Raw genomic sequence first — 16,161 nt, 5'->3', positions numbered from 1 at the left:
GTAGCCGTTAATAACAATACAAAACTAGAGACGCTTGACACGAACCCTAGCTGTGCCTTTCTTTTCAATCCCCAAAGCACGGGCAGCGCCCCTTGAAAGATCGATAATTCGGCCTTGAACAAAAGGCCCCCGATCATTCACCCTGACAACCAGTCTACGACCGGTTTCAAGATTGGTTACTTCAACGTAACAGGGCAGCGGCAATGTCTTATGAGCGGCGCTGATAGCATTAGGTGAAAATTTTTCCCCGATTGCGGTCGGATGTCCAGCGAAATCGTCACCATACCAAGAGGCATAACCGACTTCGTTATAAGAAGGATCATCCTTTGGAAAATAAGTCACGCCGCCAACATTATAAGGCCGGTTGGTTGCCGGAGTACGAGCGGTATGACTGTTATGGCTATAGTGATGAGTTTGAGGCCCCGCGCAGGCTGCCACAAACAGGGGTAAAAGAACACTCCACGAACGAAGAGAAAAGCGAAAATTAGTCTGTGATCGCATCGGCCAGTAATCCCACAGATAAAGCATAAAAATTGGAACAATTATAATCAAGAATAGCGCGGTAGTTGGCAGAGACCAGCCATGCGGTTGCCCCCGCCCCGTCCGGTTCTATCAACGCCATGGATTCATTTTCAGCAGGCATATGGCTGCCCATGAAAACAAGACCTAATTTGCGCCATTCGGATATTGGCTGCCATCGACTTAACCTTGCATAAACGCGCGGACATTTTTGCGCAGGCGTTACTGATCTTATCATATCGCGATCAAGGCTATCGGGCACTTTAACCGCCATGCCCCATGGAACATTGGGCTGCCAACCCGCTGTTTTTAAATAGTTACCGATTGAGGCCAAAGCATCAACCTCATTTGACCAGATGTCTTTTTTACCATCATGATCACCATCGACCGCGACCCGTAAATAAACGCTGGGCAAAAATTGGGGTGAGCCGGTTGCACCAGCCCAGCTCCCTTTTAACAGGCTGCGATCAATGCCAGAATCAATGATTTTCAAGGCTGCAATATATTCTTGGACAAATAGATCCCGCCGCCGGCCATCATAGGCCAAAGTCGCAAGCGATCTTAACAGATCAAAATTGCCTGAAAATTGGCCATATCCACTTTCATGACCATAAATAGACAGCATTATTCCAGCCGGAACGCCTGTCTCTCTTGAGATAGAGGCAAGACTATTTTGTAATGCCTGATATTTCTTGCGACCATTAGCAATTCTTATGGCATCCACATGGCTGGCGGCATATGGCGCAAAAGGCGGTATGGTCGCATTGGCCGTCGGGGATTCCGGTTGGCTGCGATCTAATTGGATGACCCGTGGATTAGGCGTTAAATCAGAAGCGATGCTGTCAAATGTCTGAGCATTGACGCCGCTGGACAAAGCTTGAGGACGGATAGAAGCCAAAAAGTTTTTGAAATCTCTATTGGCTTCCTGACTATTCAAATCTGCTGCTGTTTTCTCCTGTGTTGGCACAGCTTGTTCAGATGATAGTTGTGATAATGCCGGAAACGTCATCCCGCTTATAAAAATAGCCGCTATCAAGGGGTATAAACGCATCCTTGCCCAATCCTCGTGAAAAAATGATACAGTATTCTATACTATTTTTCAGGAATTGGGATGATGGCAATAAAAGATTTAGCGGTTATGCGGTCTTTCTTTGGAGGCAATTTCCGAAAGTGCCAATAATGCCGAAGAATAATAGTCATCCTGATCGGCGATTTTAGCCGTAACGGGTTTATTCATCGCAAGATCAAGAATGGCCATACCGCCTTTTGATAAAGGATAAGGGGCGACCGATTGGGTATTCACATCGACCCATGCCGGGACCGGTTGATTATGAGAAAGATAGCTATTCCAATAAATCGCAAAAGGCGCAGCTAGTTCGTCTTCGCCGCCCCATATCAGATAAAGCGGTATTCTGACGGCATCAAAGCCAAAATAAGGCTGTTTGTCAGCGGCGGGCTCCAGATTTCCGTTATTCTTGAAAGCGACCCAGTCAGTTGGCAGTTGAGGTAGGCCGAACTTTGCCCGTCCCAGTAATTTTTTCCCGCTTTCAATAACGTTATGCCATGCGCCTTTATCGGCTTCATCAAAAGCTTTTAACGCAGGCCATATGTAATAGGAAAAATTAAGGAGAACAAAATCTGTTCCGGTAAAGCCCTGTAATCCAGGAAGAAGAATCGTTTCACCGCCACCCGAAAGAACCAGTTTCTTTCCGATAGATTTTCTAATGGCTTCTGAATCCTCTCCATAACCATTTTTCGGCCAGCGTTTTTCTGCTCTCAGCAAGGCCCATGCAATCAGGATATCACCATCCGTTGCATTATTTTGGTCTGAAACTGGATTGGATTGCGACGGATCATAACGCCATGCAAAAAGTGCCATGTCGGCACGCATCAAATGCGTTTTTGTCCATTTCCATAATGCATCAAAGCTGGCTTTGTCATGGGCGGCTTCGGCCTGCAACATGCCATAGCCCTGTCCTTCACTATGGCTGATATTACCATTTCCAGTATCGGTAATACGACCATCTTGGAAAAAACGGTTACGGAATAATGTCCAGTTATCTGGCTCCAGAGCCTTCCCTTTTCTACAGGCCACCAGCAAAGGGACGCTTACCAACGTAGAAAGGATAAAACGACGACTATAGGTCATGGCTGAGCATCCCCCTCTTTCTCGAAGCCTTTTATAATGTAACCGGCCGGAATAATGATCATTCATACCGACCGGTTTTAAAGACGGCTACCTTTGAGGCAGCTGAATAAAATGAACTATTCTATAATCTATAATAAAAATTCATTCATAAATGAAGAAAATATAGATTTATTTAGGTTTGATCACTTTTTTTCAGCATCCAGTGAATAATGAAGCGACAGTAATTCGCGATATTCGCTGTAAGGACCAAAGGTGGTTGCCCGAATTTCGCCACCCAACACGGCCGCACGGCTTAATCTGTAGCTAACAGATAATCGGCCTTCATACCCTGCCCCGCTATGATGCTGTCCTGGAAAAATATTCGACAGATCATTATTTAACATATAAAATGTGTTCATCTGATTTTGTTGGTCATGTCTATTCCCGAATATATAGTTTCTTCTTTCATAGAAGTCCTGATAACCGGGGGCGATTTCCGCATTTAACTTCCAACGATCAAGGGTTCCTGTGTAGCGAAGCGGGAAGGCTACGCTGATAAAGTGGTTGGGACTAAAATAACCACCTTGACCAAAGCTAAAGAAATATTGGTTATTCAAATAATGTTGGTAATTGACGTTAACACCAATGCTGAAATTGGCGGATTGGCTATTCAAGAGGGAATAATAACCACCCACATTGGCTTCGACAGCATGGTTCTTCTGAACTCTCGTCCCATCATAAACCCGATAATTTCCTTGGGCGTAAAGGCCACTGCCATTGACATCATAGGATAAACCGCCACCGCCGCCGGTTTTCATGACAGAACCCCATGTCTGACCAGTTACTGGATCGAGTGTTCCGGCATAAGCCACCAGACTGTCCATAACAGGACGCCGTTCCATGAAGATATGGCCGCTTAAATGGTCGGTAATAGAAGGTGACCAGCTGATACCACCCTGAATATTGGTTTTTCTAAAGCCAATGGGCGTGGTACCAATATCAAGGCGAATATCTTTGATTTTGATACCCGCATCCAATGCTACACCTGAAGCTGACTGATCTTTAATCGGAACAAACATAGCCTTTCCACCAGCAGCAATGCTAGAATTTGATTTTAACGGATTCCCACCGAAATAAGGTGCACCATATTGATCAGGCTGGCCTGCGGTCAGATAAAGAGGCGTGACAGAGAAAAAGCCTCTGACGCGACTGCCCAAATTGGTTGATGCTTTGGCATTAAAGCCATATTCGTTTAATCGGCTAAGGCCTTGCTGACCGGAATGTTCTCTAAATTCTGGCGTGCCTTCTAACACAGTGCCCGTATTCAAAGACAGATGATCAATACCGTCATTGATATCACGCAATAACGGATCATGGCTGCCACCATGTAACCGCGCAGCCGCCGGATAATTGATCGGATCAGCAACCGCTATACTGGTATAAGAAGGCGCTTCCAGCATGGTGCTGGAACCAAACGCACTACCCGGTGCAAAAATATTCCAGCTGTCAAATTTCTTCTGTTCAGCCAGATCTTTTTTGATTTTTTCCTGACGGTCATCTTCATCATCATAATCATTTGAAAGGTTATGATCAGGAAATACGCGGGTATTGAGATTGTCTAACCCGTTACCAGAAGAACGGCTGCCCGTTGTTTGGTTCGGGAAAGGTAAGGCATTTTGGGTCGAGGTAAAATTATTGACCAATAAAGGTTGCGCGGGCTGTGTCTTACTATTGGAGCGAGGTGCTGTTTCCTCGCCATAGCTGCGACCTGCATTGGCTGAAGCCTGTTTCCCAGCATGAGACACGCGGCGGCTGGATGTATTCTCTACTATCCGGTTACTGCGGTTATCATCTTCATCGGATGATGCGAACAAAGGATGAGAGGAGAAGCCGGCGGCCTGTTGCGTAACAGGTGCTGTTACTTTCTTCTGATAGGCTGAATTGCTACCGCTATTATTGTTATAGCGGGATGAGCGGAAAGAAGACTGCCCAAAACCATCGTCATAATCATCATGATTATAATGATAGTCGTCGTGATTCATTTCGGCATCATTATCAGATGATGCCATTTCGACTTCACTACGGGTCTGTAGCCGCCGAAAATCCTCTTCATTGAGCGCGAAAGGATTATAATCTCCACGTGGCTTGTTCGGTGCGTCCACAATAATCGCGGTGTTGTCATCGCTCGCGGCATTATCAGAGGGTAAATCAGCAGACCGTCCCTGACGTAACATTCTTTGATAGACGCGATGAGCTTTTTTGAGGTCTTTTAACGCCTGTTCATCATCGCTTTTGTTTTTTTCAAAACGGGCAGATGCCAGATAAACATAAGGGTTACCGGGGGCTACTTTTTTCAGGCGACGCAAAGCCTGCTCTGCCCGATCGTCATTGCCCTGTTGCTGGGCAATGGTTAGGCTGTTCAAAAGCGCAGAAGCATCCCGCGGATGGTTTGAAAGCATGTAATGATAAAGGGACTGCGCCTTATCATTCAGGCCAGCATCCTGATAAATTCTGGCAAGAACCGGTAAAATATTATCCCCACCATCGGTTTCTTCCCATGCCTGATGCAGCACATCAAAAGCAGGCATATAAAGCTTTTTCTGTCGCATCATATCGGCGCGGGCAATCGCCAAAGTGCGGTTAAGCATTTTATAGCCATTTTGATCATGGCGAGACATTTCAGGCGCGATCTGATTAATGAAATCGCTGGCCGTGTCATAATGTCCCGTGCGGATCAGAACCGACAGGCTGGCTTGATAGTCACTAGCCGCCCCCAAAGGCAAAGACAGGCTGTGTTCTGCCAAAAAGGCCGCATCTTCGACATCGCCAAGCTGTAATAAGCTATCGGAAATCAAACCAAGCTGTGAAATATTACGGTTCGGATCATTGGCTAAAGAACGTAATAGGCCAATGGCATCCCCGCGCCGCCCATACAGGCTCATCCGCTTTGCCCGTGACAAAGCAATGTTGATATCCGCATCTTCTGCAATTTTATTCATCAGAGGCGTGCGGGCATCATCAGGGATACGATTGACAAGATTGATAACATGGCTGTTATCGCCCATTTCCTGCCAAAAAAGACTGGCCGCATAGATCGCTTCTTCCGAAGAAGCCTGATCTTCTAACGGACGGATCAAGCTGACCGCTTCGGGGCGATGCCCTTCTTTTAATAACAAACGCGCATAATCGAGCCGTAACCACGGATTGGCAATATCATTGACAATAGCGGTTCTGAAATACTGCTCTGCATGGGCATAGTCGCCTTGGGATAACGCTTTTCTGGCTTTAATCCCGTTTTCCTGACTCCGTAGGCGGGCTACGGTGACAGCATCGGCGGAGCTACCTAATTTGTCATAAAGCGCCATTGCCTTGTCGTATTGTCCCTGACGCGCATAGATATCAGCCAAAAGAGCGTTGGAAACCGTTTGGTCGCCGCCTTGTTGCCCTTGTAACTGCTCCAAAATGGACTGAGCTTTGTCAAGCTGGTTTGACCGACTGGCCGCCTGTGCTTCATCGAATCGACCATAAAAACGAGCAGAGGATAACGCATTTGCCCAGCGCCAGCCTTCTTTATCCGAAGAGGCTTCTTCCAGAAAACGGATCGCGTCCGGATAACGATGCTGTTTTAAACGGATAATACCCAGACCACCCAAGGCGTCTTTATCATGGGCATAAAGCGCTAAAGCGCGTCTAAATCTCTGTTCGGCAAGATCAAGCTGGTTATTTTGAAAGGCATTAAAACCTTCCAAACGTATTCTGCCTGCGCGTGCAGAAGGCGTTAAGCCTGTTGGAAATGAACGCCCACCTTGACCGGTAACAATGTTTTTGCTTTTGGCCGATGAAGACGGCAGTGATGCAGAATTATCGTTTTCAGGTGCTGCCGGAACAAAAGTTGTTTCCTGCAAGGCCTGTTTAGCCATTTTATTGTTAGGATCGATCTCCAGCAATCGCTGCCATGCATTGGCAGCGAGATCATTCCGGCCTCTATTTTTCCAGAAAACAGCCTGATTACGCAATAACTGGATAGCGCTACCGCTACCGGTGGTTGCACCGGTTTTGGAAGCTCCTGCATTTTTACCCGTCGTGGGGTTCTTGCTTACGCTTGCTGGTAGTGGGTCAACAGCAAGCGAACCCAGCATCATGGCGCCAGCCAAGGACGAAGCGAGGGTAATGCCTGTTATACGTTTCATTCTTCGGACTCATCGTTTTCTGAAACCTCCGCTGTGGAGGAATGCTTAAGCCGGCGTTTTTGCTGAATTCTAAGAAGGGTCCCGATTGGAACAGCCAGCAGAAGCGCGACGCATAACGTTACCACAATCATTACTAACGGATGGTTACTAATCCAGTAACCAATCCATAACCAAAATGGAACAGAACCACGCCAGTATAATGATCCGACCTGAAAGCTTCGTATTCCGTTTATAGTATTAAGCGCGAGATCACCTTTTATTTGCCCATCATTTTGTTTTTTATCAAAAGCTTGGACAAAATTAGGTAATTTATTCTGATCTACAGCAAGCAAAGCAACCGCATCATGACTTCTATCAAAAGGTGAACGCCATGCCATCAAGCCTTCAAATTCAGGAGACGAAATCGTCGCAGCGACATCTTGATCAGGATAGGTCGGAACGTCAGGGCTGGTCATATGCAGGAAATTATAAAGGCGGCTGACCAGTGGCCTTTCTTTCAAGGTCATATGCTGACCATTCCAACGCACCGGCGCATTTTCCAGAAGGTTGTTTTCTGACAAGGATGGGCCGCCAATGATCAGGAGATCCCGACCTTTAAGGCGGTCAGGGTTAATGCCTTCTTGCACCGTAACACGCGTCACAGCCGCACCAGTAAAGCTACTAAAGCGTGCCATCAAACCAAGATAGGCCTGAATAGCGCCTGCTGTCGGATGCTCTTCCATTAGAATGGTGCTGTTGCCGAGATCGGCAATTCTAGTGAAGGGATAACCCGCCCCTGCAAATAGACCCAAATCAGGCAAGCGTGCCAAATGATGAGCATGCATCAGATTGATACTACTGTCGGGGTCAATTGAAGAGCGAACATTATTCGGTAAAACAGCCTGACAACGCCCTTTATCAGCCAGCTGTAAATCATAAAAGAAGCTGAGATAGTTGCTTGGGGCAAGCGTGTAGGACGGAATGGAGCGTTTACCACGATTCCGGATGCCGACCGCGCCGTCACGTCCCAGTAATCTATCGATCCATGTTTTTTCACCGATTGGCAAAGTAGAAACATATTGCTGGTTAAGCGAGATATCCAATCGTGATCGTTTGCGATCAAGCCAGCTTCCATAAGGATAGCGATATTTGACATCCATTCTTGGACCTGAATAAGGCCAGAAGAAAAGGTCAGGCGCCGACTTGAAGTTCACTTCTAAGGGACCTGGCATAATGCTGTTACCGATTAAATCCTGTGGCGACTGGATTAATTCGGATAATTTAACCGGCCGATCGGTTCTGATCCATTTAGGCGCTTCATAGGGTTTGTAGGTAGGGATTTTAACATCGTCGACAACAACCCGTTGCCCTTCCAAAGTCGCGCTTCTTGTTGCCAATACGGCGGCAGCTTGTTTTAACTCTTCTCCGTTACGTCCCATAACGACAAGCAATTGGCTGCTTGCGTCATTCGGGTTTTTGACAATCGCAATGGTGGGGCCCGTGATGTGATCATCACCTAATCCGGCGATTGGATTACGTCCTGTTGTAAAGACAATGCCGTTACCAGCCGGAATACCATCTGTAACAGGCTGGAAAGAAGCGCCTCTGAAACCACGAGAGCTACCAATCCATGAAGCGACATAGCCTGCTGCTTCCAGCATATCTTCACTGGGATTAGCGCGGAAGATAAAGGGTAAGTTTAACCGCCCCGTTTCGAAACGATCAAAAAACGGTGCAGGCAAACGTTCAAGATCAGCCTGAAGAGGTGTCTTAACCATTTCGAGATCAAGGAATGACCGCTTGTTAGAGATATTCATCCATAACGAGCTATGGACAGGATCTTCACAATCTCGGGTATAATGGCCGATAAAACGAAGATTGATCCGATTTTCACCAGGCAGAAATATCGCGGGATCAACAGGAATAACGATTTCCAAACCATTCGCATTCTCACGCAAAAGCGGCACGGAACGGATAATTTCGTTATTCACCAGAATAATCAGATGGCTCAGGTCACTTAATAAAGCCGGAGAATAGCTGACACTTAGTCTGAGGCTAGCCTTAGCGACAGTTTCGTCATTTCTAAGACCGAAAGGAATACCCATTTCGCCGTTTACACCGACCAGATGAATAGTCTGGCCTACGCCAATACTTTCAAAAGACAGGCGGCCTTGATGGGCGGTGGCTGGTACGGGAAGCGTATCAACAGCAGCAGCTGTTACATCGGCAGAAGCACGCGCTGTCCGTTTGACAGATGCTGCTCCAGCAATCTGGCTATAAGAAGCACCCGATAGCGTCAGAAGCATTAAGCTGGCTACTGTTGCTTTTTTTGCGTTTTTCATTTCTGTACTGCCCCCTTCTCATTCTTAATCGCCGCTTTTTTGTTGATCCGTTTTTGGGGACGGTAACGCAGCAGACCAAAGATAATTTTAAGAATGTGTTTCATGGATGCGATGGTGGAAACGGGTTTTTCCTCAGGGCCATAATGCTGCCATGCATCGGCCTGCCCCATCAATGCCGCGACCAGTTTTTTCTGTTCTGACATGGATGCCGTTTCAAATTGCAGGCGGACAAGAGCACCGCTTCTGCTGACGATTTTAACAGGCAAAGCAAAAGACCGATTATCTACCTTCATAGAAATTTCGGTAATGTCCCTGTCTGCCAGTTCATAATTTTTGGGTAACGAAAATGCCAACCCACCTAACGAGATGTTATCTGTTACAGAATCAATAACATGACCGTCATCGAAATAGGCTGAGAAAGGAATCTGGAAAGGAAAACGGACTGTATTCCTGACTTGTCGGCTTTCATTCGCAACAGCGACGGATGCGAGTAAAATAATGAAGTTAAAGCTTGCCCAAAGGATGTTGAGCACCAGAACTGAACTCTGGATATGGAAATAATCGGCATAAATCAGCTTAATCGTACCGACGACCAAGCCCAGAAATAAGAAAGCGGTCGTTATCAGATGAGGACGGACGGAACGAAGATCGAAATAATCATCTTCACTTCTTTCGCCCTTATCCGTGACGTTAAACTTCCCTTTTTTCGGGTTAAAAATAGTGATGAGCGTTGGTTTGATCAGATGAAACGCCAACAGGGTTTCGTTGATTTCACCCCAGAAAGGTTGTCTCCGCCCACTACTCAATCTTTCATGCGCCCAGAGCGACATAAAAAGATGCGGAATGGCATAGGCAAAAACCATGACGGCCGAGGAGTGAATAATACTGGAATTGAATAGAATAAACGCCAAGGGCGAGATCAGGAAGATGACCCGTGGCAAGGCAAATTGATAATGAAGCAAAGCATTCATATAGCAAAGCCGTTGCGCAATCGTCAGCCCTTTACCCCATAGCGGATTATCAACCCGCAAAATCTGGGTCATACCACGCGCCCAGCGGGCACGCTGCTTGATATGGGCAAGTAAGGTGTCTGTCGCGAGGCCGGCAGAAAGGCGGATATTGATATAGGCCGTATCCCATCCACGTCGTTGGATTCTTAAGGCGGTATGAGCATCTTCGGTCACGGTTTCGCCTGAAAATCCATCATTTTCTTCTAAGGCTGCGCGACGAAGAATGGCGCAAGATCCACAGAAGAAGGTGGCATCCCATAAATCATTCCCGCGCTGCACCGTGCCGTAGAACAATTCATTATCCCCCGGCAATTCGCTACCACCCGGAACATTTTTTTGGATAGGATCAGGAGAATAGAAGAAATGGGGAGTCTGCACCAAAGCCAGATTGGGTTCTTTTTGTAACCATCCAACGGTTAGCTGTAGAAAAGCCCTTGTCGGCACATGGTCACAGTCAAAAATACAGACCAACTCACCCGATGTCTTTTTCAAAGCGGCATTGAGGTTACCGGCCTTTGCATTCAAATTGTCGGTTCGGGTTAGGTAATTACAGCCAGCTTGCTCGGCAAAAATACGAAATTCTTCCCGATTACCATCATCGAGAAGATAGACTTTAAAGCGATCTTTTGGGTAATCCATCCCCATTGCCGCAAAGACGGTATTCCTGACGATTTCCATACTTTCGTTAAAAGTCGGAATAAAAACGTCAATGGTGGGTAAATCTTCATCCTTCCCCGACAGCGGGATAACGGGACGCTGCATCGGCCATAAAATTTGAAATAATCCCAAGATCAGGATCGCCCAGGCATAGAGTTCAGCCATAAACAGGATGCTACCGAAAATTGCATCCATGATATGGTCAAAACGCAATGTCTGTGTAATGCGCCAGAAGATGTATCGGGTCGAAGTTAAAATAGAAGAAAGACAGATAACAATGGAAGCGTAGTGGCTTGGGTTGCGATCAATAAGCAGCGTCAAGCCCATGAAAAACACGCCATAGACCCACTGGTAATATAACGGCAAAGGTACCGAAATAACCATAATTGCAGCAGCGGCAATCAGGAAAACCAATGGCCATTGCAGGAATGAATCCCACACATGCTCCAAAATATATTTAGCTTCGGAAAGCAGCTTATTAATTTTTATGCGACTTTTACGAAGCATCGGCTACCTCCCCCACATGAAGCGAAGTGTTAATCCCGATCATTCTTAAAAGTTGATGCGCGCAGTGGTTAAAATCTTTTAGAGCAGCGCTTTCAGGTTGGTAAAGATTTAAAGGCTGAAGTTTGCCCAAAGCTTCATTGACCGCTTCATCCTGACGGATAATCCCAATCAAATTATCCTGAACCATATCTTGCACGAACTGTGATGCTGCCCGTGAGAAATTATAGCGCTCATTCTCATTATTGATAATGTAATAATGCTTTTTATCGAAAGCTTCGGGAAAAAGAGCCATACATCCGGCATTCGGAGAGATAATAGAGATATTCAGGATATTCTCTTCCGGTATGGTATGATGAGCGATCTCTGTTCCGATATCGGCAATCACAATACCACCATCTTCTTCGAACTCTTTCGAAGCATTATATAATTCTTCGATATTATCGCTGGACAAGAAAGGAATATCTTCTTCTTGAATACCGATATGAAAATTCAGGGATTGTTGGCGTGTCAAATCTGCAATCGCCACCTTCTGGTGAAAGCGGGCAAGTGAGAGTGCGATATTGGCCGCAACAGTGGAGACCCCCACTCCCCCTTTGAAAGAATGAAACAACACCAACATAGAAAAACTTTCTTAAAAAAAACGTGGTTTTTTAAGACCAACTTAATAATATTTACTTCAAATATTGACGTTTTGCTTGTGCTTCCAAGCAATATAGTCCGCAGCTTTTTCTAAAAGAGGCCAATTATGCCATTCTACAGGGTTGCGGTTATCGTATACACGATAAGAAAAATCAGGCTGGCTGATATCTTTTAGAAGATTGTTAACGTCCTGCGGTAGAATATTTTTTTTAGACATAAAGTCTTCCTTAAAAAATTACCGCTTCATGTTTTATAATATATTTAGATAAGAAAAGTAAAATATAAGTTAATAAAAAAATAAGGGCACCGAAGAACGATGCCCTTATTTTGTAAAAAAAACTTTAAAAGTTTTTTGGTCTTATTTTTTATTTGCGCGGGTATCACGACGTTCTGCGATACGAGCAGCTTTACCTCTACGGCCACGCAGATAGTAAAGTTTAGCGCGACGAACCACACCACGACGAACAACTTCGATTGAATCTACATTCGGTGAGTAAATCGGGAATACACGTTCCACACCTTCACCGAAGGAAATTTTCCGCACCGTGAAAGAAGAACCGATAGCTTTGTTGGAGCGAGCGATGCAGACACCTTCGTAGAACTGAATACGAATGCGTTCGCCTTCAACAACGCGCACACCGACTTTTAAAGTATCACCAGCGCGAAAATCAGGAATAGACTTATTTTCTTGTAATTTGGCGATCTGTTCGGCTTCAAGAGTCTGAATAAGATTCATTTTTCATTCCTGTCTTTTTTGTTACGCGCCAGAGGGCGACTAGCCTGAACGCTCCTGTAGCGTTCCCAAAGGTCCGGCCGCCTTAGCCTTGTATCGCGTTCAGACATAGCTTGCCGCCATGCCTTGATATGCGCGTGATTCCCAGATCGTAACACTTCGGGAATCGATAACCCTTCCCATTCAACCGGACGGGTATATTGTGGGTATTCCAGCAAGCCTGTTTCAAAGCTTTCGTCTTCCCCACTTGTGATTTTGCCCATTACGCCAGGTATAAGCCGGATGCAAGCATCTAACAGGGTTAAAGCCGCCATTTCTCCGCCTGAAAGGATATAATCACCCACAGAAACGGGTTCTATAGCTCTGGCTTCAAACAAACGTTCATCCATACCTTCGAAACGGCCACAAATAATAATAGCGCCCGCCCCTTGGGACAACGATCTGACTTTTGACTGTGTTAGCGGATAACCGCGCGGCGTCATCGCCAAAATCGGAAGATCAGGATGTTTTTCACAGCTATGATCTAGCGCCCGCGCCAAAATGTCAGGACGCATAACCATACCGGCACCACCACCCGCAGGCGTATCATCAACCGTATGGTGACGATCAGTGGCAAAATCGCGAATAGGAACTGTATCAAGTGACCAGAGACCGTTTTCCAAAGCGCGACCTGCAAGGCTATGCCCCAAAGGCCCGGGAAACATTTCTGGATAAAGCGTTAAGACAGAAGCAGAGAAAGGCTTGGTCATTCGATGAAATCGGCCGCAATAACAAGATGATCATCATGAACGTCTACGGCTGGAACAACCGGCACCATGAAACGCTTTTGATCAGCTTTTTCAATTTCGATGATATCGCCTGCGCCATAATTTTCGACTGCAACAGAAATGCCAACAGGCTTTCCTGAAGAGTCAATGCAAGGCAGACCGATTAAATCAACATGATAATATTCATCGGCCGGTAAATCTGGCAGAGCTTTACGAGGCACTGTTAAGCTGGTGCCGCGCAAAGCTTCCGCCTGATTTCGGTCGGTTATTTCTGAAAAACGAGCGACCCAGCCTTTTGGGTCAGGTCGCAGTTTTTTCAGAGTCAAAGATGTGCCATTTGCACTAAAAATGCCGTAAGCTTTGAATTGTGCCGCATCTTCGGTGAAAGGCTTAAGCCGCACCTCTCCTGTTATACCATGCGCCCCTGTAACAACGGCGAGAGTAATTAAGCGATCTGGTGCGGCAACCATGACTTAAGCTTCTTCGGTTTTGGAAGCGTCGTCTGCAACCGCTGGTTCTTCAGCAGCAGGAGCAGCTTCAACTTCTGTAGCAGCCTTGGCGGCTTCAGCAGCTTCAGCGGCTTTCTGAGCACGTTCTTCAGCGCGTTCTTTAGCTTTTTCACCCGGAACAGCTTTGTTCGGGTTGTTGCGGGTTTTGCGTTCCAGAAGGCCAGCAGCATCGAAGAAGCGAGCAACGCGATCGGTCGGCTGTGCGCCAACGGACAACCAATGACGGGCACGATCGAGATCAACGATCACGCGGTTTTCGTCATCTTTGGACAGCTGTGGGTTATAGCTACCGATTTTTTCGATAAAGGAACCATCACGCGGGCTGCGGGAGTTCGCAATAACGATACGATAAAACGGACGGCGTTTTGCACCACCACGAGAAAGACGAATAGAAACTGACATTTAATTTTCCTTTCACCAAAACAGAATTAAAATAACTTACTTACGACCGAAGCCGCCGAAACCCGGGGGAAGCCCCGGTATACCACCACTGGGAGGCATCATCGGTGGTACTCCACCATCAGCCCCCCCGCCCAGCATCTTCATTAAACCTTTGATACCGCCCATCTTTTTAAGGCGTTTCATTGCCGAGGACATTTCCTGATGCATTTTCAGCAAACGGTTTATTTCCTGAACCGTTGTGCCTGAACCTTTGGCGATCCGGATTTTCCGCTTGGCATTGATCAATTCTGGCCGAATACGTTCTTTCGGGGTCATGGAATCAATCATGGCTTCCATTTTGATCAGGATGCGATCATCGACCTGACCATTTGCCATAGCATTTTTGATTTGTTTCACCCCAGGAAGCATCGAAGCCAAAGCTCCCATACCGCCCATACGCCGCATTTGGCCGAATTGTTTTTTCAGGTCATTAAAATCGAAACGCCCTTTGGCCATTTTGGCAGCCAAAGCTTCCGCGTCTTCTTTCTCGATCGTCTCGCTGGCTTTTTCGACGAGAGAGATAATATCCCCCATGCCCAAAATGCGGTTAGCAACACGATCAGGATGGAAAGGCGAAATCCCGTCCAGCTTTTCACTGGTACCGACGAATTTAATCGGCTTACCCGTCACCGCTCTCATCGAAAGTGCGGCACCACCACGGGCATCACCATCCATACGGGTTAAAATGACACCTGTCAGATCAACCTGTTCAGAAAAGCTTTTGGCGATATTGACTGCATCTTGCCCAGCCAGCGCATCCACAACCAACAGTGTTTCTGCTGGATTGCTGCTGTCGGCAACGGCCTTCATTTCATCCATCAACAACTGGTCAATATGAAGACGACCGGCTGTATCCAAAATGACGACATCATAGCCTTGTAAACGGGCAGAAGTCAGAGCGCGTTGCGCAATTTCGACGGGCTGTTGACCCGCAATAATCGGCAAGGTCGGAACGTCCGCCTGAGTACCTAAAGTAGCCAGCTGCTCTTGCGCCGCCGGACGATGGACATCCAAAGATGCCATCAAAACCTTTTTATGGTCTTTTTCTTTAAGCTGTTTACCCAATTTGGCTGAAGTGGTTGTTTTACCCGAACCCTGTAACCCGACCATTAAGATCACTGCTGGTGGGTTTACCGCCAGATTAAGGTCACTGGTTTCAGCACCCAGCATTTCAACCAGCGCATCATAAACAATTTTAACGACTTGCTGACCCGGCGTTACCGATTTTAAAACATTTTGGCCGATAGCTTTTTCGGTGATTTTATTCACAAAATCCCGAACAACAGGTAAGGCAACATCCGCTTCCAAAAGGGCAATGCGGACTTCGCGCATCGCTTGCCGGACATCATCCTCGGTCAGGGCGCCACGGCCACGCAGCCGATCAAAGACACCGCTTAAACGCTCGCTAAGACTGCCGAACATCGCCATCCCTTCCTGATATTAAAGCCAAAACACCAAAATCTATTCTGATCTAAAAACGCAAAATACGCCGGTGGGCGAAAACTCGCTGACCAGCGTGCGGCGTAAAGACCTGATATAAAATTTTTTTCCTTCTATGCAGAACACCTTCTCTTGGCAAGGATATAATGAAAGAATTCTGGTAAAAGATGGTTCACTGCAAGGTCGAAAGTAAAAAGGCGCCCCGATGACAAGCCGACAATCGCCTTGCTAAAACAAAAATTGGGTGAATTGATTGAAAAAAACGGTCAGTGAATTCCCCCGAAAAGAAAAATCCGCTAG

General features: G+C 46.6%; 13 protein-coding genes. All 13 read right to left on the bottom strand.

Annotated features, from left to right (window positions below; translation table 11 throughout):
- Positions 1–24: 24 nt before the first annotated feature.
- The 13 genes from FBY58_RS05255 to ffh all read right to left on the bottom strand — a co-directional run bounded on the left by FBY58_RS05255 (position 25) and on the right by ffh (position 15,843).
- Positions 25–501: a septal ring lytic transglycosylase RlpA family protein gene (locus FBY58_RS05255; protein WP_141919815.1), complete on the bottom strand. Its 477-nt coding sequence runs from the start codon at positions 499–501 to the stop codon at positions 25–27.
- Positions 485–1,570: a lytic transglycosylase domain-containing protein gene (locus FBY58_RS05250; protein ID WP_141919814.1), complete on the bottom strand. Its 1,086-nt coding sequence runs from the start codon at positions 1,568–1,570 to the stop codon at positions 485–487. Before FBY58_RS05250 ends, FBY58_RS05255 begins: the two co-directional genes overlap by 17 nt.
- Before the next feature lie 78 nt (positions 1,571–1,648).
- Positions 1,649–2,668 (bottom strand): glycosyl hydrolase family 8, encoded by a 1,020-nt coding sequence (locus FBY58_RS05245; protein WP_141919813.1) that lies wholly within the window; start codon positions 2,666–2,668, stop codon positions 1,649–1,651.
- Between the two features lie 182 nt (positions 2,669–2,850).
- Positions 2,851–6,837: a cellulose synthase subunit BcsC-related outer membrane protein gene (locus FBY58_RS05240; protein WP_141919812.1), complete on the bottom strand. Its 3,987-nt coding sequence runs from the start codon at positions 6,835–6,837 to the stop codon at positions 2,851–2,853.
- Entirely contained in the window at positions 6,834–9,158 is a 2,325-nt protein-coding gene (bcsB, locus tag FBY58_RS05235; RefSeq protein WP_260432118.1) for a cellulose biosynthesis cyclic di-GMP-binding regulatory protein BcsB, read from the bottom strand. Before bcsB ends, FBY58_RS05240 begins: the two co-directional genes overlap by 4 nt.
- Positions 9,155–11,332: a UDP-forming cellulose synthase catalytic subunit gene (bcsA, locus tag FBY58_RS05230; RefSeq protein WP_141919811.1), complete on the bottom strand. Its 2,178-nt coding sequence runs from the start codon at positions 11,330–11,332 to the stop codon at positions 9,155–9,157. Before bcsA ends, bcsB begins: the two co-directional genes overlap by 4 nt.
- Positions 11,322–11,951 carry a cellulose synthase operon protein YhjQ/BcsQ gene (locus FBY58_RS05225; RefSeq protein WP_141919810.1) on the bottom strand — a complete coding sequence of 210 codons (630 nt, stop codon included), beginning with the start codon at positions 11,949–11,951 and terminating at the stop codon, positions 11,322–11,324. The genes bcsA and FBY58_RS05225 overlap by 11 nt, the downstream gene beginning before the upstream one ends.
- A gap of 57 nt (positions 11,952–12,008) precedes the next feature.
- On the bottom strand, positions 12,009–12,188 hold the full coding sequence (locus tag FBY58_RS05220) for a hypothetical protein (protein ID WP_141919809.1): 180 nt from the start codon (positions 12,186–12,188) through the stop codon (positions 12,009–12,011).
- Positions 12,189–12,329: 141 nt separating this feature from the next.
- Positions 12,330–12,707, bottom strand: a complete 378-nt coding sequence (rplS, locus tag FBY58_RS05215) for a 50S ribosomal protein L19 (protein WP_141919808.1) — start codon at positions 12,705–12,707, stop codon at positions 12,330–12,332.
- Entirely contained in the window at positions 12,704–13,453 is a 750-nt protein-coding gene (trmD, locus tag FBY58_RS05210) for a tRNA (guanosine(37)-N1)-methyltransferase TrmD (RefSeq protein WP_141919807.1), read from the bottom strand. The genes rplS and trmD overlap by 4 nt, the downstream gene beginning before the upstream one ends.
- Positions 13,450–13,941 (bottom strand): ribosome maturation factor RimM, encoded by a 492-nt coding sequence (gene rimM, locus FBY58_RS05205; RefSeq protein ID WP_141919806.1) that lies wholly within the window; start codon positions 13,939–13,941, stop codon positions 13,450–13,452. The genes trmD and rimM overlap by 4 nt, the downstream gene beginning before the upstream one ends.
- Positions 13,942–13,944: 3 nt before the next feature.
- Positions 13,945–14,382: a 30S ribosomal protein S16 gene (gene rpsP, locus FBY58_RS05200; RefSeq protein WP_141919805.1), complete on the bottom strand. Its 438-nt coding sequence runs from the start codon at positions 14,380–14,382 to the stop codon at positions 13,945–13,947.
- A gap of 36 nt (positions 14,383–14,418) precedes the next feature.
- Positions 14,419–15,843: a signal recognition particle protein gene (gene ffh, locus FBY58_RS05195; protein WP_141919804.1), complete on the bottom strand. Its 1,425-nt coding sequence runs from the start codon at positions 15,841–15,843 to the stop codon at positions 14,419–14,421.
- Positions 15,844–16,161: the final 318 nt, after the last annotated feature.

This window comes from Zymomonas mobilis, assembly GCF_006715975.1.
Lineage (GTDB): Bacteria > Pseudomonadota > Alphaproteobacteria > Sphingomonadales > Sphingomonadaceae > Zymomonas > Zymomonas mobilis_B.
This window is presented reverse-complemented; position numbering and strand designations above follow the sequence as displayed.